Source organism: Dorea sp. AF24-7LB (genome assembly GCF_003478575.1).
Lineage (GTDB): Bacteria > Bacillota > Clostridia > Lachnospirales > Lachnospiraceae > Dorea_D > Dorea_D hominis.
This window is the reverse complement of record NZ_QUFR01000002.1, coordinates 17,708-39,649: the sequence shown is the minus strand read 5'-3', so window position 1 is coordinate 39,649 and position 21,942 is coordinate 17,708. Positions and strand designations below refer to the sequence as shown.

Annotated in this window: 20 protein-coding genes; 17 read left to right on the top strand and 3 right to left on the bottom strand. The window is 43.7% G+C overall.

All coding sequences use genetic code 11. From position 1 onward, the window contains the following. Positions 1–180: 180 nt before the first annotated feature. Positions 181–1,407, bottom strand: coding sequence for an argininosuccinate synthase (locus tag DWY31_RS02630; protein ID WP_118519460.1), 1,227 nt, complete (start codon positions 1,405–1,407; stop codon positions 181–183). A 300-nt stretch (positions 1,408–1,707) separates the two neighbouring features. Between DWY31_RS02630 and argC the strand changes: the two genes are divergently transcribed. The 15 genes from argC (at position 1,708) to hemW (ending at position 18,615) form a co-directional block, all read left to right on the top strand. Then, positions 1,708–2,748 carry an N-acetyl-gamma-glutamyl-phosphate reductase gene (gene argC / locus DWY31_RS02625; protein WP_117536762.1) on the top strand — a complete coding sequence of 347 codons (1,041 nt, stop codon included), beginning with the start codon at positions 1,708–1,710 and terminating at the stop codon, positions 2,746–2,748. 73 nt (positions 2,749–2,821) lie between these two features. Next, positions 2,822–3,268 (top strand): GNAT family N-acetyltransferase, encoded by a 447-nt coding sequence (locus DWY31_RS02620; RefSeq protein WP_117536761.1) that lies wholly within the window; start codon positions 2,822–2,824, stop codon positions 3,266–3,268. Between the two features lie 92 nt (positions 3,269–3,360). After that, positions 3,361–4,584 (top strand): bifunctional glutamate N-acetyltransferase/amino-acid acetyltransferase ArgJ, encoded by a 1,224-nt coding sequence (argJ, locus tag DWY31_RS02615; RefSeq protein ID WP_021860824.1) that lies wholly within the window; start codon positions 3,361–3,363, stop codon positions 4,582–4,584. Between the two features lie 80 nt (positions 4,585–4,664). After that, entirely contained in the window at positions 4,665–5,564 is a 900-nt protein-coding gene (gene argB, locus DWY31_RS02610; protein ID WP_118519459.1) for an acetylglutamate kinase, read from the top strand. Positions 5,565–5,567: 3 nt separating this feature from the next. Then, complete coding sequence (locus DWY31_RS02605; protein ID WP_118519458.1) at positions 5,568–6,743, top strand: aspartate aminotransferase family protein; 1,176 nt, start codon at positions 5,568–5,570, stop codon at positions 6,741–6,743. Between the two features lie 93 nt (positions 6,744–6,836). Next, positions 6,837–7,268 carry a DMT family transporter gene (locus tag DWY31_RS02600; RefSeq protein ID WP_118519457.1) on the top strand — a complete coding sequence of 144 codons (432 nt, stop codon included), beginning with the start codon at positions 6,837–6,839 and terminating at the stop codon, positions 7,266–7,268. A 62-nt stretch (positions 7,269–7,330) separates the two neighbouring features. Beyond that, the gene (locus DWY31_RS02595; protein WP_118519456.1) at positions 7,331–8,017 is read left to right on the top strand and encodes a helix-hairpin-helix domain-containing protein; all 687 of its coding nucleotides are present in this window, start codon (positions 7,331–7,333) and stop codon (positions 8,015–8,017) included. A 54-nt stretch (positions 8,018–8,071) separates the two neighbouring features. Continuing rightward, entirely contained in the window at positions 8,072–8,764 is a 693-nt protein-coding gene (locus DWY31_RS02590; protein ID WP_021860819.1) for a response regulator transcription factor, read from the top strand. After that, complete coding sequence (locus tag DWY31_RS02585) at positions 8,721–10,205, top strand: sensor histidine kinase (RefSeq protein WP_118519455.1); 1,485 nt, start codon at positions 8,721–8,723, stop codon at positions 10,203–10,205. The genes DWY31_RS02590 and DWY31_RS02585 overlap by 44 nt, the downstream gene beginning before the upstream one ends. 27 nt (positions 10,206–10,232) lie before the next feature. Then, positions 10,233–11,168 carry a GerMN domain-containing protein gene (locus tag DWY31_RS02580; RefSeq protein ID WP_118519454.1) on the top strand — a complete coding sequence of 312 codons (936 nt, stop codon included), beginning with the start codon at positions 10,233–10,235 and terminating at the stop codon, positions 11,166–11,168. After that, positions 11,165–13,543 carry a ComEC/Rec2 family competence protein gene (locus DWY31_RS02575; RefSeq protein WP_118519453.1) on the top strand — a complete coding sequence of 793 codons (2,379 nt, stop codon included), beginning with the start codon at positions 11,165–11,167 and terminating at the stop codon, positions 13,541–13,543. Before DWY31_RS02580 ends, DWY31_RS02575 begins: the two co-directional genes overlap by 4 nt. A 67-nt stretch (positions 13,544–13,610) precedes the next feature. Further along, positions 13,611–14,627, top strand: coding sequence for an alpha-hydroxy-acid oxidizing protein (locus DWY31_RS02570; RefSeq protein WP_118519452.1), 1,017 nt, complete (start codon positions 13,611–13,613; stop codon positions 14,625–14,627). Beyond that, positions 14,624–15,604 carry a DNA polymerase III subunit delta gene (holA, locus tag DWY31_RS02565; RefSeq protein WP_118519451.1) on the top strand — a complete coding sequence of 327 codons (981 nt, stop codon included), beginning with the start codon at positions 14,624–14,626 and terminating at the stop codon, positions 15,602–15,604. The genes DWY31_RS02570 and holA overlap by 4 nt, the downstream gene beginning before the upstream one ends. Before the next feature lie 59 nt (positions 15,605–15,663). Next, on the top strand, positions 15,664–17,469 hold the full coding sequence (lepA, locus tag DWY31_RS02560; RefSeq protein ID WP_021860813.1) for a translation elongation factor 4: 1,806 nt from the start codon (positions 15,664–15,666) through the stop codon (positions 17,467–17,469). Then, positions 17,470–18,615, top strand: coding sequence for a radical SAM family heme chaperone HemW (hemW, locus tag DWY31_RS02555; protein ID WP_118519450.1), 1,146 nt, complete (start codon positions 17,470–17,472; stop codon positions 18,613–18,615). It begins immediately after the preceding gene. Here the strand turns inward: hemW and DWY31_RS02550 are convergent. Further along, positions 18,607–19,119: a DUF4364 family protein gene (locus tag DWY31_RS02550; protein WP_118519449.1), complete on the bottom strand. Its 513-nt coding sequence runs from the start codon at positions 19,117–19,119 to the stop codon at positions 18,607–18,609. The genes hemW and DWY31_RS02550 overlap by 9 nt on opposite strands. Beyond that, positions 19,119–20,045, bottom strand: a complete 927-nt coding sequence (locus tag DWY31_RS02545) for a TIGR01212 family radical SAM protein (RefSeq protein ID WP_118519448.1) — start codon at positions 20,043–20,045, stop codon at positions 19,119–19,121. The genes DWY31_RS02550 and DWY31_RS02545 overlap by 1 nt, the downstream gene beginning before the upstream one ends. Positions 20,046–20,239: 194 nt before the next feature. Between DWY31_RS02545 and rho the strand changes: the two genes are divergently transcribed. Then, complete coding sequence (gene rho / locus DWY31_RS02540) at positions 20,240–21,577, top strand: transcription termination factor Rho (RefSeq protein WP_199537814.1); 1,338 nt, start codon at positions 20,240–20,242, stop codon at positions 21,575–21,577. Between the two features lie 103 nt (positions 21,578–21,680). Beyond that, entirely contained in the window at positions 21,681–21,884 is a 204-nt protein-coding gene (gene rpmE, locus DWY31_RS02535) for a 50S ribosomal protein L31 (protein ID WP_021860808.1), read from the top strand. Positions 21,885–21,942: the final 58 nt, after the last annotated feature.

Here is a 21,942-nt window from a genome sequence, read left to right as displayed (position 1 = left end):
TTTTAATGTCACGCAATCAGAATGGAATTAGCAGAGCGTATCCTGCTTGGTGTATAAAAAGACCATACTTCATACGAAGTATGGTCTTTCACTGAACACTTATTTTAGATATTTGATCTGTCTACTTGACAGGGTGCATATCATAACTGCCGGAGCAGTTTAAATCTTCATATTATACGTTTATTTCTGGTTTTCATTTACTTCCTGCATTTTCATGGCACGAACTTTTAACGGCAGTCCGAACAGATTGATGAATCCGTCAGCGTCATGGTGATCATACAGATCTCCGGTAGTGAAGCTTGCAAGAGATTCATTGTACAGAGAGTATGGAGAAGTTGTTCCGGCTTTGATGATATTTCCTTTGTAAAGTTTGAACTTCACTTCACCAGTTACATATTCCTGTGTGCTCTCAATAAATGCCTGGATTGCTTCACGCAGTGGTGTAAACCATTTTCCTTCGTATACAACCTGGGATAATTTCTTAGCCATCTGCTCTTTTACTTCGTATGTAGCACGGTCTAAGATCAGCTCTTCTAACTGCTGGTGTGCTTCGTAAAGGATTGTTCCGCCAGGAGTCTCATATACACCACGGGATTTCATACCAACGACACGGTTTTCAACGATATCAATGATTCCGATACCATGTTTTCCGCCGAGTTCATTCAGTTTGCGGATGATGTCAGAAACTTTCATAGCCTCTCCGTTGATTGTCTTCGGAACACCTTTTTCAAATGTCATTGTAACATATTCGCCTTTGTCTGGAGCTTTCTCAGGTGTAACACCTAATACAAGCATGTCGTCATAGTTTGGCTCGCATGCAGGATCTTCCAGTTCCAGTCCTTCGTGGCTGATGTGCCATAAGTTACGGTCACGACTGTAGCTGTGGCTGGCGTCGAATGGAAGGTCGATTCCGTGTGCTTTACAATAAGCAAGCTCGTCTTCCCGGGACTGCATTGTCCAGAGGTCTGTCATTCTCCATGGAGCGATGATCTTGATGTCCGGAGCCAGAGCACGGATACTTAACTCAAAACGGATCTGGTCATTTCCTTTACCGGTAGCACCGTGGCAGATAGCAACAGCCCCTTCTTTACGTGCAATCTCAACCAGCTTTTTAGAAATTGCCGGACGAGCCATAGCAGTACCAATCAGATATTTGTCTTCGTAAACAGCATTTGCCTGAACACAAGGAACGATATAGTTGTCAGCAAAGTCATCTACGATATCTTCGATATATAATTTGGAAGCACCTGACATTTTAGCTCTCTCTTCCAGTCCGTCCAGCTCTTCTCCCTGTCCACAGTCTACGCAGCAACAGATAACTTCATAACCGAAAGTCTCTTTTAACCATGGAATAACTGCTGTTGTGTCAAGTCCACCTGAATAGGCAAGTACTACTTTTTCTTTCATATGTATATCCTCCTGAAATGTATTTTTATAAAATGCTTAATTATTTGCGATTGCAAAGTTAACTATACACTATATGTTATAAATATGCAAGGAAAAAATAGAAAATACTTGCATATTATACACATTAGCTGTATAATTATTCACGTACTAATGAAAAAGGGACAGGGGGATTTCAGTTTGGGACGGGGATTTTCTAAAAAAGCCCCGTCCCAAACTGGACAACTCCCGAAAATGGGTTTACTATAAAAAACACGAATGTTCAACTAGTAAGTATAAAAATACATCAGGAGGATGACGTATATGATTAAGGTGGGAATTATCGGAGCAACCGGATATGCCGGAGGCGAACTTGTGAGAATTTTATCTGCACATAAGGATGCGCAGATTGTATGGTATGGCTCCAGAAGTTATATAGATCAGAAATATGCAGATGTGTATCGCAACATGTTTGAGATCGTAGACGCAAAATGTCTGGATGATAATATGGAAGAACTTGCAAAGCAGGCAGATGTAATCTTTACGGCAACGCCGCAGGGTTTCTGTGCTTCGATGATGTCAGAGGAGATCTTGGCCCAGACAAAGATCATTGACTTGAGTGCAGATTACCGGATCAAGGATGTAGCTACTTATGAAAAATGGTATGGAATCGCACATAAGAGTCCACAGTTTATTAAGGAAGCAGTATACGGACTGTGTGAGATCAACCGTGAAGATGTAAAGGGCGCAAGACTGGTAGCGAATCCGGGATGTTATACAACATGTTCGATCCTGACAGCGTATCCGCTGGCAAAAGAAGGAATCATTGATATGAATACTTTGATCGTAGACGCCAAATCCGGTACGTCCGGAGCAGGAAGAGGGGCGAAGGTTCCGAATCTCTTCTGTGAAGTCAATGAGAACATGAAAGCATACGGTGTGGCAAGCCACAGACATACACCGGAGATTGAAGAGCAGTTAGGCTATGCATCCGGAGAAGAAGTGCTGATCAATTTTACACCGCATCTTGTGCCGATGAACCGCGGAATCCTTGCCACAGAGTATGCAACACTGAAAAAAGAAGTGACATATGAAGAGGTTAAAGCAATTTATGATAAATATTATAAAGATGAGAAATTTGTCCGTGTGCTTCCAAAAGATGTGTGCCCGGAGACAAAATGGGTAGAAGGAAGCAATTACGTTGATATCAACTTTAAGATCGATTCGAGAACAAACCGTATCATTATGATGGGCGCGATCGACAATCTGGTAAAAGGTGCAGCCGGACAGGCAGTACAGAACATGAATCTGATGTTCGGACTTCCGGAGACGGAGGGATTAGAACTGGTTCCAATGTTCCCATAAGGACAGGTGCAAACGAATTGTTTTGCCGGTTTGTCCCCAACGGAAAATACAGACAGAGGAGTAGAGAATATAGATGAATATAAGAGTAATGAAAATAGAAGATTTTGACCAGGTGCACGCACTCTGGATGAGCATTAAGGGCTTTGGTATCCGCAGTGTGGATGATTCCAGAGAAGGTGTGGAACGGTTTTTGAAGAGAAATCCAACCACAAGTGTAGTTGCAGAAGAGGATGGGAAAATCGTTGGAGCAATTCTCTGTGGGCACGATGGGAGACGAGGCTGTCTGTACCATGTATGTGTAGATGTGAACCACAGAATGAAGGGCATCGGAAAAGCCATGGTTGTATTTACGATGGAGGCACTGAAAAAAGAAGGAATCAACAAAGTATCCCTGATCGCATTTACACAGAACGATATCGGTAATGCATTCTGGAAAGAAATCGGTTGGACAAAAAGAGAAGATTTGAATTATTATGATTTTACACTGAATGAGGCAAATATTACAGCCTTCATACAGTAAGCAGTTTCATACAGATATGGCGAATAATAATCTGTGGGAATTATAGATGGAAGAACCGGCAGACGAGAACAAAAAAGAAAGGTGGAAGAAAGATGAAACAGGTAAAAGGCGGCGTAACCGCAGCAAAAGGATTTGAAGCAGCAAGTACAGCAGCAGGAATTAAATATAAAGACAGAACAGATATGGCATTGGTATACAGCCAGGTGCCATGCGTGGCAGCAGGAACTTTTACAACCAATGTTGTAAAGGCAGCTCCGGTAAAATGGGATCAGCAGGTTGTAAAGAGCGGTGCAAAAGCACAGGCAGTTATCGTAAACTCAGGAATTGCCAATGCATGTACCGGTGCAGAAGGATTTGGATACTGCAAAGACACTGCAGATGCAGCGGCAGCAGCACTTGGTGTGGCAGCAGACGGTGTTATGATCGGATCTACAGGTGTAATTGGAAAACAGATCCCGATCGATAAGCTGACAGCAGGAATTAAAGTACTGGCTGAGAAGAAAAATGACTCTCAGGAAAATGGTACAGAAGCAGCCAAAGCGATTATGACAACCGATACTTATGAGAAAGAACTTGCAGTCGAGATTGAAGTTGGTGGCAAGACAGTTACAATCGGTGGTATGGCAAAAGGTTCCGGAATGATCCACCCGAATATGTGCACAATGCTTGCATTTATTACTACAGATGCAGTCATTACAAAAGACGCGTTGCAGAAAGCATTAAGCGAAGATGTCGGAGATACTTATAACATGATTTCTGTAGACGGAGATACATCTACCAATGATTCCGTTGTCCTTCTCGCAAATGGACTGGCTGAAAATCCGGAGATCACATACGGAACAGAAGATTATAAAAATTTCGCAGAAGCCTTACATACGATCAACGAATATCTGGCTAAAAAGATTGCAGGAGACGGCGAAGGCGCAACAGCATTATTTGAAGTAAAAGCAGTTGGCTGCGAGAGCGTAGAGCAGGCAAAGACACTTGCCAAATCCATCGTTTGCTCCAATCTTACAAAGACTGCAATCGCAGGACATGATGCGAACTGGGGAAGAATCCTCTGCGCAATGGGATATTCCGGAGCACAGTTTGATCCGGAGAAAGTAGATTTATTCTTCGAAAGTGCAGCAGGAAAGATCCAGATCATTGAAAATGGTACTGCCGTAGATTACAGCGAAGCAGAAGCTACTAAGATCCTGTCTGAGAAAGAAGTAACAGCAATCGCTGATGTGAAGATGGGTGAGAAAACAGCAACCGCATGGGGATGTGACCTAACACACGGATACATTGAGATCAATGCAGATTACCGTAGTTAATACGACAATAATTATGAAATTTAAAGCGAGACAGATGATTCGATAAAAAGCAAAAATTACAGCCAGGGAAGGAGACACAGATGGAAAAATCAATGCAGAAATATCTGGATAAAGCAGAGGTACTGATAGAGGCACTTCCATATATCCAGCGTTTTAATCGTAAGATAATTGTTGTAAAATATGGCGGAAGCGCCATGGTAGATGAGGAACTGAAGGCAAGAGTCATTCAGGATGTTACACTTTTGAAATTGGTTGGTTTCAAACCGATCATCGTACACGGCGGTGGAAAAGAGATCAGCAAATGGGTTGGAAAAGTTGGCATGGAACCTCATTTTATCAACGGACTTCGTGTGACAGATGCCGATACAATGGAACTGGCTGAGATGGTGCTTGGAAAGGTAAATAAAAGTCTCGTCCAGCTTGTAGAAAGTCTTGGCGTCAGAGCAATCGGTATCAGTGGAAAAGACGGCGGGCTACTGAAAGTAGACAAGAAATACGCAGACGGAGAAGATATCGGATTTGTCGGTGATGTAAAAGAAGTCAATGCAGATATTATTTTCGATCTGTTGGAGAAAGATTTTCTTCCGATCATTGCACCAATTGGTCTGGATGATGATTTTAATACTTACAATATTAATGCGGATGACGCGGCATGCGCGATCGCAAAAGCAATCAATGCAGAGAAACTTGCGTTCTTGACAGATATCGAGGGTGTTTACAAAGATCCAAAAGATCCATCAACTCTGATTTCTGAACTGAATGTATCAGAAGGAAAGAAACTGATGGAGGATGGATTTATCGGAGGCGGAATGTTACCGAAGCTTCATAATTGTATTGACGCCATTGAAAATGGTGTATCCAGAGTGCATATTCTGGACGGAAGGATTCCGCACTGTCTGCTTCTGGAGATCTTTACAAATAAAGGTATCGGAACTGCGATCAAGAATGATATTGACGAGAGATATTATCACGGAGAATAAGCGATGAATGAATATATGAAAGAAACAAACGAGGCGTTACTGCACACCTACAATCAGTTTCCTGTTGTTTTAGAACACGGCGAAGGCGTGTATCTGTATGACATAGAAGGAAAGAAATATCTGGATTTTGCAGCCGGCTATGCGGTTTCTTCTCTTGGCTATGCAAATGAAGAGCTGAATACGGCATTGAAAGTCCAGATCGACAAGCTGTGTCACACGTCCAACTTGTATTATAATACCGTGTGTGGAAAAGCGGCAGAAGCATTGAAACGGATTACGAAGATGGATCGTATTTTCTTTACGAACAGCGGTGGGGAATCTGTGGAAGGTGCACTGAAAGCAGCGAGAAAATATGCATATAAAAAAGGAACCGGACGTTATGAATTTATTGCCATGAAAGAGTCTTTCCATGGAAGAAGTTTCGGAGCAGTATCTGTAACCGGACATGACGCATACAGAAAACCGTTTGGCCCGCTTGTACCGGGGGTGTCTTTTGCAGAATACAACAATCTGGACAGTGTGAAAGCACTGGTGACAGACAAGACTTGCGCGATTATCTTAGAACCGCTGCAGGGCGAGGGCGGTATCAATCTTGCAACAGAGGAATTTATGAAAGGAATCCGCGAGCTTTGCGATAAAGAAGGAATCCTTATGATCTGTGACGAAGTACAGTGTGGTATGGGCAGAACCGGAGAAATGTTCTGCTGGCAGGGATACGGCATCAAACCGGATATTATGACAATGGCAAAAGCGATCGGAAGTGGTATCCCAGTTGGTGCATTTGCCATGACAGAGGAAGTTGCAGAGTATTCACTGGAGCCGGGAGATCACGGAACCACTTATGGAGGTAATCCACTGGCATGCACAGCAGTGAGCAAGACGGTTGAAATCTTTGAAAAAGAAAATCTGACCGCACATGTAAAAGAAATGGGCACATATCTGACAGAAAAGTTAGAAGCGTTAAAGGAGAAATGTGACTGCATAAAAGCGGTGAAAGGAACCGGACTTATGCAGGGAATCCAGATTACAAAACCGCTTGGTGAAGTGACAAATGCAGCATTGAAAGAAGGACTGCTTGTGATCGGTGCAGGCGCAGATGTCCTGCGTTTCGTTCCACCGCTTATCATTGAAAAAGAGCATGTGGATGAGATGATTGCAGTTCTTGAGAAGATTCTGTAAATCAGATCTGGAAAAATCAAGCCAGAAATATAAAAAAAGGTATAAAAGGCCAGTTGTTGGACATAGTATCTGCATAAGCAGGAGGTATGGATAATGACTGGTTTTTTGATTGCTGTTTTATCGGGAACATTGATGAGTGTGCAAGGCGTTTTTAATACACAGGTGACGAAAACCGTGGGAATGTGGGTGAGTAACGGATGGGTGCAGTTCAGTGCATTTATCATCTGTCTCATTGCATGGCTGGTAACGGGAAGAAATCCGGTAGGTGCACTTATGAAAGTCGAACCGAAATATTTGCTCCTCGGAGGCGTGATCGGTGCCGGGATCACATGGACGGTGATTAAGAGTATGGCACAGCTCGGTCCGGCGAAGGCAGCGCTTCTTATTGTAATCGCACAGCTGATCGTAGCTTATGTGATCGAGCTTATGGGACTGTTCGGAGTGGAGAAAGAACCATTTGTGTGGCGCAAAGCCATCGGCATGGGAATTGCACTTATAGGAGTTGCAATTTTTCAGTGGAAATAGTAATATAAGTATATCTAGGCATATGAGGGGATTCACAGTTCCGACCATTGTGGAGGCAAAATATGCATAGGAAGATTTTTAAAAATAACAGAAGATTTTTACTTGTGTGGTTCATAATATTTACCTGCCTGACTGGCTGTTCCGGTATTGGCAGACAGCAGGACACAGGAAATGAAAGTGCGCTGGAAGAAATAGAATTGTCAGAAGATGCTAAGAATGAAACTGCCGGACAGAGGGAGCAGTCAGGGGCAGATGACGAGGATGAGAAAGTATCTTCGGGTGAGATCTGCGTATATGTATGCGGTCAGGTAAAGCATCCCGGCGTGTACCGGCTGGATGCAGACAGCAGGATCTGCGATGCGATCCGGCTCGCAGGAGGTCTGACAGGAAAGGCGGCATCCGTTTCTGTGAACCAGGCAGAGAAGATGCAGGATGGACAGCAGATTTATATTCCGTCAAAGAAGGAAGCAACTAATAATAACGGTGCTTCAGAAAAAACGGAAGGAGTAGCAGAGGGTGGCAGCAGTTCCGGCAGTACAGACGCACAGGGAACTTCCGGTAAAGTCAATATTAACACGGCGGGAAAAGAAGAGCTGATGACTTTGACCGGGATCGGCGAGGCGAGAGCGCAGGCAATCATAAAGTACCGGGAGATAAAAGGAAGATTTGGATCAAAAGAACAGTTGAAGGAAGTCGAAGGGATCAAAGACGGAATTTATGGAAAGTTGGAAGACCAGATCGAGATATAGCAATAAAAAGAGACAGAAATAAGCGGAAGCTGACAGTAACAGGAGAGAGCAGGAATGGAAGATAAGAGAGTTCTGGTTGTAGATGATGAAAAATTAATAGTAAAAGGGATTCGTTTCAGTCTGGAACAGGAGGGCATGAAAGTAGACTGTGCTTACGATGGTGAGGAAGCACTGAAACTTGCAAAAGAGAATATATATGATATCCTGCTTCTGGATGTGATGCTTCCGAAGTATGACGGATTTGAAGTATGCAGACAGATTCGTGAATATTCGGATGTTCCGATCATTATGCTGACGGCAAAGGGAGACGATATGGATAAGATCCTCGGACTGGAATACGGTGCCGATGATTACATAACCAAGCCATTTAATATTCTGGAAGTGAAAGCAAGGATCAAAGCTATTTTAAGACGTACAGGAAGGAAGAAGACGGAGCGCGAAGATGATAAGATCATTGTAAAAGGTGAGATGAAGATCGACTGTGAGAGCAGGAGAGTTGTGATCGGAGAGCAGGAGACGAATCTGACAGCAAAGGAATTTGACCTACTGGAGCTTCTTGCTATGAATCCGAACAAAGTATACAGCAGAGAGAATCTGTTAAATATTGTATGGGGATATGAATATCCGGGAGATGCAAGAACGGTAGACGTACATATCCGGAGACTGCGTGAGAAGATCGAGACGAATCCGAGTGATCCGAAATATGTATATACAAAATGGGGAGTGGGATATTATTTTAAAGGTTAGATTTGGAAGATACGTAAAAACAGAAACATGGAAGAGTCTCCGCTTCCTGATTATCAGTCTGCTGGTATTATTTGCAATCATACCGGCAGTGATCATGGAGGCGGTGGTTCTGACCAGTTATGAGAAGAGAGCGGTCGAGGTGCGGACTGCCGAGATACAGAATCAATGCACCATTCTTTGTAACCAGCTCAGTCAGGGCGGTTATCCAAAAGTAGTCACAACGGAAGCTATGAACGCAGAGATTACACAATTATCCAATATTTACAATGGAAGAGTGCTGCTTATCGATCAGGCATATTATATTCTGAAAGACACGTATGATATGGACGAGGGCAAAAGGATCGTATCCGGTGATGTTACCGGATGTATGAGCGGAAAAGGAACGACTTATTACGATTCAAAAAATCGTTATATAGAGGTAACTTCGCCGATCATGGATGCAGCGAAAGAGAAAGTCATTGGTGTAATGCTTGTAAGTGTGTCCACGGATTCCATTGCGGAAAGTAAGGGTGTGCTTGGCGGCAAAGCAAATGTTGTTGCAGTTGTTGCAGTGATCATTGTGCTTGTGCTTGCAATCGGTCTTGGATTCTTAATGGTGCGTCCGTTCCAGAGGATCACAAGGCGGATTGAGGCGGTTACGGAAGGATACCATGCTGATTATCTGCATGAAAATGCATATACAGAAACGAAGATTTTATCAGAAGCATTTAACAAGATGCTGGGACGTCTGAAAGCGCAGGATGATTCCAGGCAGGAATTTGTATCAAATGTGTCACATGAATTAAAGACCCCGCTGACATCTATGAAAGTGCTGGCAGATTCTCTGTTGATTCAGGAGAATGTACCGACAGAACTGTACCGGGAATTCATGGGTGATCTGTCAGAAGAGATTGAGAGAGAGAATAAGATCATCAATGACCTGCTGTCGCTTGTGAAGATGGACAAGACAGCAAGCAATATGAATATCCAGTCTGTCAGCATGAATGAACTTGTGGAGAAGATATTGAAACGTCTGCGCCCGATTGCTACAAAACAGAATGTGGAGGTTGTGTACCAGAGTTTCCGCCCGGTTACGGCAGAAATTGATGAAGTTAAATTGTCGCTTGCGATTACGAATCTGGTGGAAAATGCGATCAAATATAACAGGGAAGGCGGATGGGTTCACGTGACACTGAATGCGGATCACAAGTTCTGCAACATCGAAGTGGCGGACTCCGGCATCGGTATCGCACAGGAAGAGACAGAACATATTTTTGAAAGATTTTACCGAGTGGACAAATCCCATTCCAGAGAGATCGGAGGAACCGGACTTGGGCTTTCCATTGCAAGGAATGCGGTTGTTATGCATCGTGGAGCGATTAAAGTCTTCAGCCAGCCGGGCGAAGGAACCACCTTTACGATTCGTATTCCGCTTGTATATGTTGCACCGGAGCGGGGATAACTGTGTGTAAAAAGAAGGGATGAAATTATGAAAATAAAAATACGCCGGATTTTATATGTGTGCCTTGCACTTTTAATGTTGATTAACGGAGTTACCGGATGCGGACGTCACAGAGAACCAAAAGAGGGCGAGACGGCACTTTATTATATCAATGCGGAAGGAACAGATCTGGTAAAAGAAGCATATAAGATTACGGGCGATTCCAGGAACTCCCGGATACGGTATGCTCTGAAATCATTAAAAAAAGAACCGGATACGATTGAGTATAAGAGCGCTTTCCAGAACCATACAGCGGTAAAAAGCTGGAGTGTGACAGCTGGGAAGATGGATCTGCATCTGAATGATGCATTTGGGAAAATGAATACAACTTCCAGATTACTGCTGGAGGCAGCGGTTGTACAGACACTGACACAGATTGACGGTGTGGGATATGTGCGTTTTTATCAGGAAAACAAACCGGTAAAGGACGAACATGGCAAGCCGGAAGGATATTTATGTGCGGCAGATTTTGTACAGAATACCGGTTCGTCTCTTCACTCTTATCAAAGTGCGGATCTGCTTTTATACTATGCCAATGCCAAAGGAGACAAACTGAAAGAAGAGTCTGTGAAAGTACGGTATGACAGCAACACAGCTTTGGAGAAAGTGATCGTGGAACAATTGGTGAAAGGTCCGGAGGATGCTTCGGAGTATCCGGTAATCTCACAGGATACGGAAATCTTAAGTGTGTCCACGAAGGATGGTATCTGTTATGTAAATCTTGATGAAGAATGTCAGAATACAAAATATAAGATCGATCCAAGGCTCAGCATTTATGCAATTGTCAATTCCATTACAGCAAATGGAGCGGCAGGAAAAGTACAGATCCTGATCGGAGGAAAGGCAAATGTACAATATCAGGGAAGCATAAACTTAAATAAACCATTTTCGGCAGATCCGGCGATCGTGGAGGAAGAACAGTGAGAAACAGACCATTATGTTCCGTGTGTCTGCTGTGGATAGTTCTGATCGCGGGAATCGTATGGTTTGGAGGAGAGAAGGCAGAAGACTTTTTCTCTCCTTCGGATCTGGAAACCTGTGTAGAGGACAGAGAAGAAGTTTTGGTATCCGGAACCGTCTGGAAAAAAGAATTTACAGAAAACCGGCAGACTTATTATCTTACAAATGTATCGATACATATTCATGGGCGTTCGCTCAGAGAATCCAAAATTATTTTATACAGAAAAACAAACAGTAAAAAACAAACAGAAAATGAGATCTTCTGTGGAAATAAAGTGAAGGTGACAGGAAAACTGCGCTATTTTGACAGGGCGAGAAATCCGGGAAATTTCGATCAGAGAGCCTATTACAGGAGACAGAAGATCCATGCATCCGTATGGATAGACAAAGTTCTGAAGAACCGGGGCAAGCAGGAACAGTGGCGGGAACGGATCTGGCGCTTGCGGGAACACTGGAAAGAAATGCTGATCCGCCAGCTTGGCAAAGAAAAAGGTGGTGTGCTGACGGCAATGCTTCTCGGTGACAGAAGTGCCATGGATCCGGAAATCAAAGAGCTGTATCAGGTCAATGGGATCGCCCATATCCTTGCAATCTCAGGATTGCATCTGTCATTTCTCGGAACAGGATTCTATCAGTTCCTGCGAAAAAAGAGCGGTTCCTATCCACTTGGTTGCGCAGGCGGGATTCTGGCACTTTCACTGTACGTGCTTCTCGTAGGCAAAAGCGTGTCGGTCATGCGTGCATTTATCATGTTTTTATTCCGCGTGGGAGCCGATGCGGCAGGAAGAAAATACGACAGCCCGACAGCACTTGCGGTGGCAGCAGCATGTGTGCTTATCGGACAGCCGCTTTATCTTAAGGACGCAGGTTTCTGGATGTCTTTTGGAGCGGTGCTGGCAATGCTTCTTATCCTTCCTGTTTTTGTGGAATTGCCATTTCAGAATGTATGGGCGGGACTTAGTACGCAGATACTTCTGCTCCCGATTCTTCTGATGGCTTATTTTGAAATATCTCTGTTAAGTCTTGCGTTAAATCTGCTTGTTATTCCACTTTTGACGATTTTGTTGATGATGGCAGTATTGGCTAGTTTTCTGTGGCTTGTTTTCTGGCAGGAATCAGTGCTGTTGCTAAAAGGCTGCGGATGGATTCTGGCAATCTACGAAAAAAGCTGTGATCTTGCGCTTATGTTTCCAGGGGCAAGAGTAACAACCGGGAAGCCTGATCTGTGGCAGTGTATGTTGTATTATCTGATTGTAGGGGGTGTGTTACTGTGGATAAAAAAAAGAAAGAAAACAGATGATATGAAAGAAGATAAAATAGGGAAAACTGTGGTAAAAGGCTGTAGGAAAAATCCTGACAGACAGAAAAAATTGAGGGGAAATGTAATAAGAGTTGGCAGAAAAAAGGCAGGCAGGGCAGAGAGAAAAAGTGACAGGAAAAGCAGGTGGGCAGCAGTATTGGGAACCGGTATCGTAACCGCGACAGCAGTTCTTACAATTCCCCAGAATTTATTTTCCGGAGTACAGGTGACCATGCTGGATGTAGGGCAGGGAGATTGCATTTTTATACGGACACCGGACAGGAGAGCATATCTGATTGATGGTGGCAGTAGTGATGTGAAAAATGCTGGAAAATACAGAATTGAACCTTATTTAAAATCACAGGGAATCCATAAGCTGGATGCTGTTTTTGTGACACATGGAGATGAAGATCATATTGGAGCGATTGAAGAAATGTTAAAACGCAGAAAAATGGGTGTCAGGATTGTGAGACTTATTTTCCCGCCGCAGTCTGTGTGGGATGAGAAGCTTTTCCGCCTGGCAGAAACCGGGCAGGGATGCGGTGCAAAGATCTGTATTATAGAGAAAGAAAAACAACTACTGGAAAAAAGTGGAAAAGAGATCTTCCGGATCGTTTGTCTTGGGCCAGACACCGGTCAGAAAATGGAGCCTGGCAATGAAGCGTCCATGGTACTGGCGATGGAATATCAGAAGAGACGTTTTCTCTTTACGGGAGATGTGGAAGGCGCCGGAGAAGAAACGCTGACACAAGAATTAAAGGAGCACTATCAGAATGTACAGTGGGATTTTCTGAAAGCGGCGCATCACGGCTCGAAAAATTCAACGAAAGAGACGTTTCTTGAATCGGTATATCCGAAATATACGCTTGTTTCTTCCGGAAGAAATAACCGCTATGGACATCCGCACAAAGAGACGCTTAAGAGACTTGAAAAATATGGGAGCCGGCTGTACGGCACAGCCAGCAGCGGAGCGGTGACAATCCGTGTGAATGGAAGAAAAGCGTGGTTGACGCAGACACTTGGAGCTTGTTATTATTAAACATAACGATGTATAATCAAAAGATTAGAGGAAAACTGACATAAAAGACAGAAAGAAGGAAGATACAATGAATTATCAGGAAATATTGGAAAATGCGAGAACCTGCATGGGACCATACTGCAAAGCATGTCCGGTCTGTAATGGGAAGGCATGCACAAGCCAGATGCCGGGACCGGGAGCTAAAGGAACCGGAACGGTTGCAATCCGCAATTATGAGAAGTGGCAGGATATCTGTGTGAATATGGATACGATTTGTGAAAATGGAAAAGCAGATACTTCTTTTGAAATATTCGGACGGACCTATAAAGCACCAATCTTTGCAGCGCCGATCGGGGCAATGAAATTGCATTACGGCGATAAATACGATGATCTGGAATACAATAACATTCTTGTACCGGCATGTGCGGATGCAGGAATCGCGGCATTTACCGGAGACGGTGTGAATGCTGCGGTTATGCAGGGTGCTACGGAAGCAATCCGTGCAAAAGACGGAAAAGGGATTCCAACGGTTAAACCATGGGATGTCAATACATTACAGGAAAAACTGGAACTGATCAAAGCATCCGGTTCTTTTGCAGTGGCGATGGATATAGATGCGGCAGGACTTCCGTTCCTGAAAAATCTGACTCCGCCTGCAGGAAGCAAGACGACAGAAGAACTGGCAGAGATTGTAAAAGTTGCAGGTGTACCATTTATCCTTAAAGGGATCATGACGGTAAAAGGAGCTTTGAAGGCAAAAGAAGCCGGAGCTTCTGCGATTGTTGTATCGAATCATGGCGGACGTGTGTTGGATCAGTGTCCGGCGACAGCGGAAGTACTGGAAGAGATTGTGCAGGCAGTTGGAAAAGATATGAAGATCTTTGTTGACGGGGGCTTAAGAAGTGGCGTGGATATTTTTAAAGCACTGGCGCTTGGAGCAGATGCCGTGTTGATCGGACGCCCATATGTGACAGCTGTCTACGGCGGCGGCGCCGAAGGCGTTGCAACTTATACAGAGAAACTGACCACAGAGCTTGCCGATACGATGACCATGTGCGGAGCACACAACTTAAGTGAGATCAGCCGGGAAATGGTACGTGTATGAAAAGTTTAAACGAAGACATTAAGAACGGACAGTGGAAACCGGTATACTTGCTCTATGGAGAGGAAGCCTATTTAAAAAAGCAGTACAAAGACCGGATGACAAAGGCAATCCTGCCGGATGGAGATACCGTCAATTATGCTTATTACGAAGGAAAAGGAATCAATCCGGGAGAGCTTATTGATCTTGCAGAGACAATGCCATTTTTTGCAGAACGGCGTCTGATCGTTGTGGAAAATTCAGGCTTTTTCAAAAATGCGGCGCCGGAGCTTGCCGATTACATCAAAACGATGCCGGATACCGCATGCTTTATTTTCGTGGAAAATGAAGTGGATAAGCGGAACAGGCTTTATAAGGCTGTCAAGGATAAAGGCCGTGTCGTGGAACTTGGAAGACAGGACGAGAAGACACTTCTGTACTGGATCGGAGCGCAGGTAAAGCGGGAAGGAAAGCTTATCAAGACTTCCACAGCACAGTATCTTGTAGAAAAGACCGGAACAGATATGGAGAATCTGCAAAAAGAACTGGAAAAGTTGTTTGCGTATACATTGGATGAAAAGGAGATTACACCGGCTGCCATTGATGAAATCTGCACTGCGCAGATTTCCAATAAGATTTTTGAAATGGTAGAAGCAGTTGCTGCAAAACATCAGAAAAAAGCGATGGATTTGTATTACGACCTGCTTGCATTAAAAGAGCCTCCGATGCGGATTTTATACCTGCTTTCCAGACAGTTTAAGCAGCTGATGGAAGTAAAAGCATTATGCATAAAAGGAATGGATAAGTCACAGATAGCAAAGACGGTGGGCATTCATCCATTTGTAGCAGGAAAATATATGAGCAGGTGCAGAAGCTTCGGCTTAGAAGAGCTGCGCAGCATTATGGAAGACGCCGCAGATACGGAACAACTGGTGAAAACAGGACGCTTAAGCGATGTGATGAGTGTGGAACTTTTCATTGTAAAATACAGTTCTGTATGATATATTCAGATAGGTAATAACAGAGAAAATTCAAACTAAGGGGAACGATAGAATTGTCAATGGATCAGAGTAAAATCAGAAATTTTTGTATTATAGCCCATATCGATCACGGTAAATCAACACTGGCAGACCGTATCATTGAGATGACAGGTCTTTTGACCAGCCGTGAGATGCAGTCACAGGTGCTGGACAATATGGAGCTGGAACGGGAGCGTGGAATTACGATCAAAGCGCAGACTGTCCGCATTGTATATAAAGCGAAAGACGGAGAAGAATATATCTTTAACCTGATCGACACACCGGGACATGTCGATTTTAACTATGAAGTATCCCGGAGCCTTGCAGCATGCGACGGAGCGATTCTTGTCGTGGATGCAGCACAGGGTGTGGAGGCACAGACGCTTGCCAACGTATATCTGGCACTGGATCACGATCTGGATGTTATGCCGGTTATTAATAAGATCGACCTTCCAAGTGCAGATCCACAGCGTGTGATTGAAGAAATTGAAGATGTGATCGGAATTGAAGCGGAAGATGCACCGCAGATTTCCGCAAAGACAGGACTTAATGTAGAACAGGTGTTGGAGCAGATTGTTGAGAAGATACCGGCGCCGGTTGGAGATCCGAAAGCACCGCTTCAGGCATTGATCTTTGATTCGCTGTATGATTCCTATAAAGGAGTCATCGTATTTTGCAGAATCAAAGAAGGAACTGTAAAAAAGGGCACACCGATCCTGATGATGGCAACCGGAGCAAAAGCAGAAGTTGTGGAAGTCGGATATTTTGGTGCAGGACAGTTTATTCCGTGTGAAGAATTAAGTGCCGGAATGGTTGGTTATATTACAGCAAGCCTTAAGAATGTAAGAGATACCCGTGTCGGAGATACAGTGACGAATGCACAGAATCCTTGTGCCGAGCCGCTTCCGGGTTATAAAAAAGTCAACCCGATGGTGTACTGCGGATTGTATCCTGCAGATGGAGCAAAGTATCCGGATCTTCGGGATGCGCTGGAAAAATTACAGTTAAATGATGCGTCTCTGCAGTTTGAGCCGGAGACATCTATTGCACTGGGATTTGGTTTCCGCTGTGGTTTCCTCGGACTTTTGCATCTGGAGATCATTCAGGAACGTCTGGAGAGAGAATACAATTTAGATCTTGTAACAACAGCACCGGGTGTTATTTACAAAGTATACAAGACGAACGGCGATGTGATCGAACTTACCAATCCGTCCAATCTGCCGGATCCGTCTGAAATCGAATATATGGAAGAGCCGATGGTAAAAGCAGAGATCATGGTGACATCTGAATTTATCGGAGCGATCATGGATCTTTGCCAGGAGAGACGAGGCGTATATGAAGGCATGGAATACATTGAAGAGACGCGTGCCGTGCTACGCTATCATCTGCCACTCAATGAGATCATTTATGATTTCTTCGATGCACTCAAATCCCGCTCCAGAGGATATGCGTCCTTTGATTATGAGCTGGACGGCTATGTAAGATCGGATCTTGTGAAGCTGGATATTCTGATCAACAAGGAAGAAGTGGATGCGCTGTCTTTTATTGTGCATGCAGATACTGCGTATGAACGTGGACGTAAGATGTGTGAAAAATTAAAAGAAGAGATTCCAAGACAGCTTTTTGAGATTCCGATCCAGGCAGCGATCGGAAGCAAGGTTATTGCAAGAGAGACTGTAAGAGCAATGCGTAAAGATGTTCTTGCAAAATGTTACGGTGGTGATATCAGCCGTAAGAGAAAGTTGTTGGAGAAACAAAAAGAAGGAAAGAAGCGTATGCGCCAGGTGGGCAATGTCGAGATTCCACAGAAGGCATTTATGAGCGTACTGAAGCTGGATGATAAATAAATGAAAGCATTAGAATTATATATTCATATTCCTTTTTGTGTAAGAAAATGTAAATATTGTGATTTCTTGTCAGGTCCTGCTACCAGAGCTGAACAGGAAATATATGTAGAGAGCCTTTGCCGGGAAATCTGTTCCTATACAGATCTGGCGAAGGCTTATCGTGTTGTCAGCATTTTCCTTGGCGGTGGGACACCGTCCACGCTGGAAGCAGAACAGACGGAGAGCATATTTACAGCAATTAACAGAACATTTACAATCGCAGAAGACGCAGAGATTACAACCGAACTGAATCCCGGAACAGTAGATGAAAAGAAACTCCGTGCATATCAGAAATGCGGGATCAACCGCTTGAGTATTGGTTTGCAGTCGGCAGATGACAGAGAACTCCGGATGCTTGGCAGGATCCATACATATGAGGAATTTTTGCATACTTACAGGCTGGCAAAAGAGGTTGGATTTACAAATATTAACATTGATCTGATGTCAGCAATTCCGGGACAGAATCTTTCAGATTGGGAGCGGACGCTTCGTACGGTCGCAGAACTTTCACCGGAACACATTTCGGCATACAGTCTGATCATTGAAGAGGAAACACCGTTTTATGAGAGATATGGAAATCAGGAAGACGAACTGGAAAGAGGCAGACGGATACCGGCAGAAGAGCGGCTTCCGGATGAAGATACCGAACGTCGGATGTATTGGCGGACAGAGGAAATTCTGAAAGAATACGGATATGAACATTATGAGATTTCCAACTATGCGAAGCCGGGAAAAGCATGCAGACATAACATTGGTTACTGGTATCGGACAGAGTATCTGGGGATTGGTACGGGAGCAGCGTCACTTATTAATAACTGTCGCTTTACTTATGAACCAGACCGTATGCATATGAAAGCGGACGAAAAAGAAATACTGTCTGTGCAGGAACAGATGGAAGAGACGATGTTTTTAGGACTCCGGATGATGAAGGGCGTAGGAAGAAAAGAATTTTCAGAATGTTATGGAAAAGAACTGGATGAAGTGTACGGAGATACGATCCGTACACTAAAGGAAGAAGGGCTTCTGGAAGAAAAAAACAGCCGGGTATATTTAACCCGGCGTGGAATCGATATCAGCAACTATGTGATGAGTGAATTCTTAAAGTAGATGCGCCATAACCATAGCATACACTTCCTGGTTTTTTTTTGCCCAGTTGTTGGAGATTGTCTCTGCTTCTGCTTCTGTAGGGGCAGTTATGGTTAAGTCGATCAGAGGAAGACCTTTTTCAAAAACCTGGCAGCGGACAGAATACTCCCCCGTGCTGAGCTGGTAATAGTCGGCTTTTACAGCTACTTCGTTCTTCAATTCGTAGTGTTTTTTCTGTAAAAATGTATCGATGTCGCTCTGGATTGCAGGCGATATATCATTTTCAAAATACTGGATTGTAGATTCGCCGTCTTCGGTCAGATGATAGAAAGTACGGCTGTGTGTTGCTTCTTCGCGGATAAAACCGGAAGAGAGAAGTTCAGAGAGAGCCTGCTGTAACTTGAAGTAAGTTGTGTATCCCTGATCTAGGATAAATTCGGAAATCTGTGAATTTGTAAGCGGAAAATCCACTTTATTTAACATATATAAAATGATCAGTTTATACAGTTTAAATGATTCAGCCATTATGAATACTCCTTTCCCTGCCAGATGTCGTGTGCCTTGAAATAAGATTGCATCTGGTTCAGGACATATCTTTTGTTCGCGCTCCAGCAAGGTGCGACGAGCAAAGGTTTCGGACCGTCACCGGTAAGCCGGTGGATCACAATATCAGGTCTTAAGTGGCAGATACACATGCCGAGAAGTGCAAAATATTCTTCCATGGAAGGAACATAAAAAGGATGAGCTTCATAGATATCGGCAAGATCCGTTCCTTTCAGAATGTGAAGAAGCTGTAATTTGATACCCTGGATATCAAAACGGTTCAGATAGTGGATCGTATCCAGCATCATCTCCGGCGTCTCGCCCGGAAGAGCAAGGATCGTATGTACGATTACAGAAATATTGCGGGCGCGCAAATGCTGAACGGCATGTTCGAAAACCGGAAGATCATAGCCTCTGCGGATAAAAGCTGCGGTCTTCGGGTGGATCGTCTGAAGTCCGAGTTCAATCCAGACTGGTTTGATCTGGTTCAGTTCACTGAGAAGATCCAGAATTTCTTCGCTTAAACAGTCAGGTCTTGTTGCAATGGAAAGAATCCGGATATCTGGATGATGGATCGCTTCCGTGAAGAGTTCACGTAGTCTGGATACAGGTGCATAAGTGTTCGTAAATGCCTGAAAATAAGCAATATATGAAGAACCTGTCTGTTTGGATGCTACAAGTGCTTTTGCCTGCTCAATCTGCTCTGTAACAGAAACTGCGGAGTCAGCAGCAAAATCACCGGAACCGCCCCGGCTACAGAAAATACAGCCTCTTGTGTCCAGTGTGCCGTCCCGGTTCGGACAGGTCATACCGCCATTTAAAGAGAGCTTATATAATTTTTCCCCGTAGTTCTCTTTCAGATAATAATCCAGAGAATAATATCTTTTTTCATTCCAATGTATTGTCATCTTGTTACCTGCCTTATTCACTATTTATTATCATATCATCCTTAATGGGGCAAATCAAGAAAATAGCAGTGAAAAATAATTTGGTAACCCCTTTAAAAATTAAAAAAAGTGTAGTATAATGAATGAATATTTCAGGAAAGTCAACTCAGACAAAGATTCCCACAACAGATGTGAAAGGATGAATAAAGCATATGATGAGAGAAAAATATGAATCTCTTCCATTAGCTACGCTTAAAGAGCTTGCAAAAGCGCGTGGCCTGAAAGGCATTTCAACAATGAAAAAAGCAGAGTTGATTGAATTAATGCTGAAGGAAGATGAAAAAGAAAAAAAGGCATCCCAGGAGAATGTAAAAGAGATGTCGGCAAACACTGGCGACAGAGAACTGCATGATATTGACAAACTGGACAGCGGTGTTGTCGCAAATGGAATTCTGGAAGTTATGCCGGATGGATATGGATTTATCCGAAGTGATAATTATCTGCCGGGTGATCATGATGTATATGTATCTCCGTCACAGATCCGTAAGTTTAATCTGAAGACAGGAGATATTCTGGAGGGGCATACAAGAATCAAGACACAGCAGGAGAAGTTCAGTGCACTTCTTTACCTGTCAAAGATCAATGATATGGATCCGATGAAAGCGATCCACCGGAAGAACTTTGAAGATATGACACCGATTTTCCCGGATGAGAGAATGCGTCTGGAGAGCGGACAGACAAGCACAGCGATGCGTATTGTGGATCTGCTTTCCCCAATCGGTAAAGGACAGCGCGGTATGATCGTATCACCTCCGAAAGCAGGTAAGACAACTCTGCTTAAGCAGATTGCACTTTCTGTCAGAAAGAACAATCCGGAAGTACACCTTCTGATCCTTTTGATAGATGAGCGTCCGGAGGAAGTTACAGATATCAAAGAAACGATTGAAGGCGACAATGTAGAAGTTATTTACTCTACTTTCGATGAGTTACCGGAGCACCATAAGCGTGTGTCAGAGATGGTGATCGAGCGTGCCAAGAGACTGGTAGAACATAAAAAGGACGTTATGATTCTGCTTGACAGTATCACAAGACTGACAAGAGCATATAACTTAACTGTACCACCGTCAGGAAGAACACTTTCCGGTGGTATCGATCCGGCTGCACTGCATATGCCGAAGCGCTTCTTCGGAGCAGCGAGAAATATGCGTGGCGGAGGAAGCCTTACAATCCTGGCAACCGCGCTTGTAGATACCGGAAGCAAGATGGATGACGTCATTTATGAGGAATTTAAAGGAACCGGTAACATGGAACTTGTTCTTGACCGCAAGCTGTCTGAAAAGAGAATGTTCCCGGCTGTAGATATTCCAAAATCTGGTACACGAAGAGAAGATCTCTTACTTACACCGGCAGAGCAGGAAGCAGTCGATACGATGCGCCGTGCACTCAATGGTATGCGCGCCGAAGACGCTGTGGATAATATCCTCAACATGTTCTCCAGAACAAAGGATAATGGAGAATTTATCCAGTTGATGAAAAAGACAAAATTAGTCTAGACAAGCTGTGTTTTTTGTGATACAATAACAAAGCTGTTTAGAAAACGAATCATAATCGCGAAAATCGCGTGAAAGTAAAAAATAAAAAGAAGAGGTGAAAATCATGAAAGAAGGAATACATCCAGCATATTATCAGGCAACCGTAACTTGCAACTGTGGTAACACATTCGTAACAGGATCAACTAGCGAGGACATCCACGTAGAGATCTGTTCTAAGTGTCATCCGTTCTATACAGGACAGCAGAAAGCAACTCAGGCTCGTGGCCGTGTTGATAAGTTCAATAAGAAATACGGAATGAACAAATAAGTTCGCAGGTTTTGGGTTGAGGTTTTGTAATCTCAACCCTTTTTTCGTTATAAAAGTT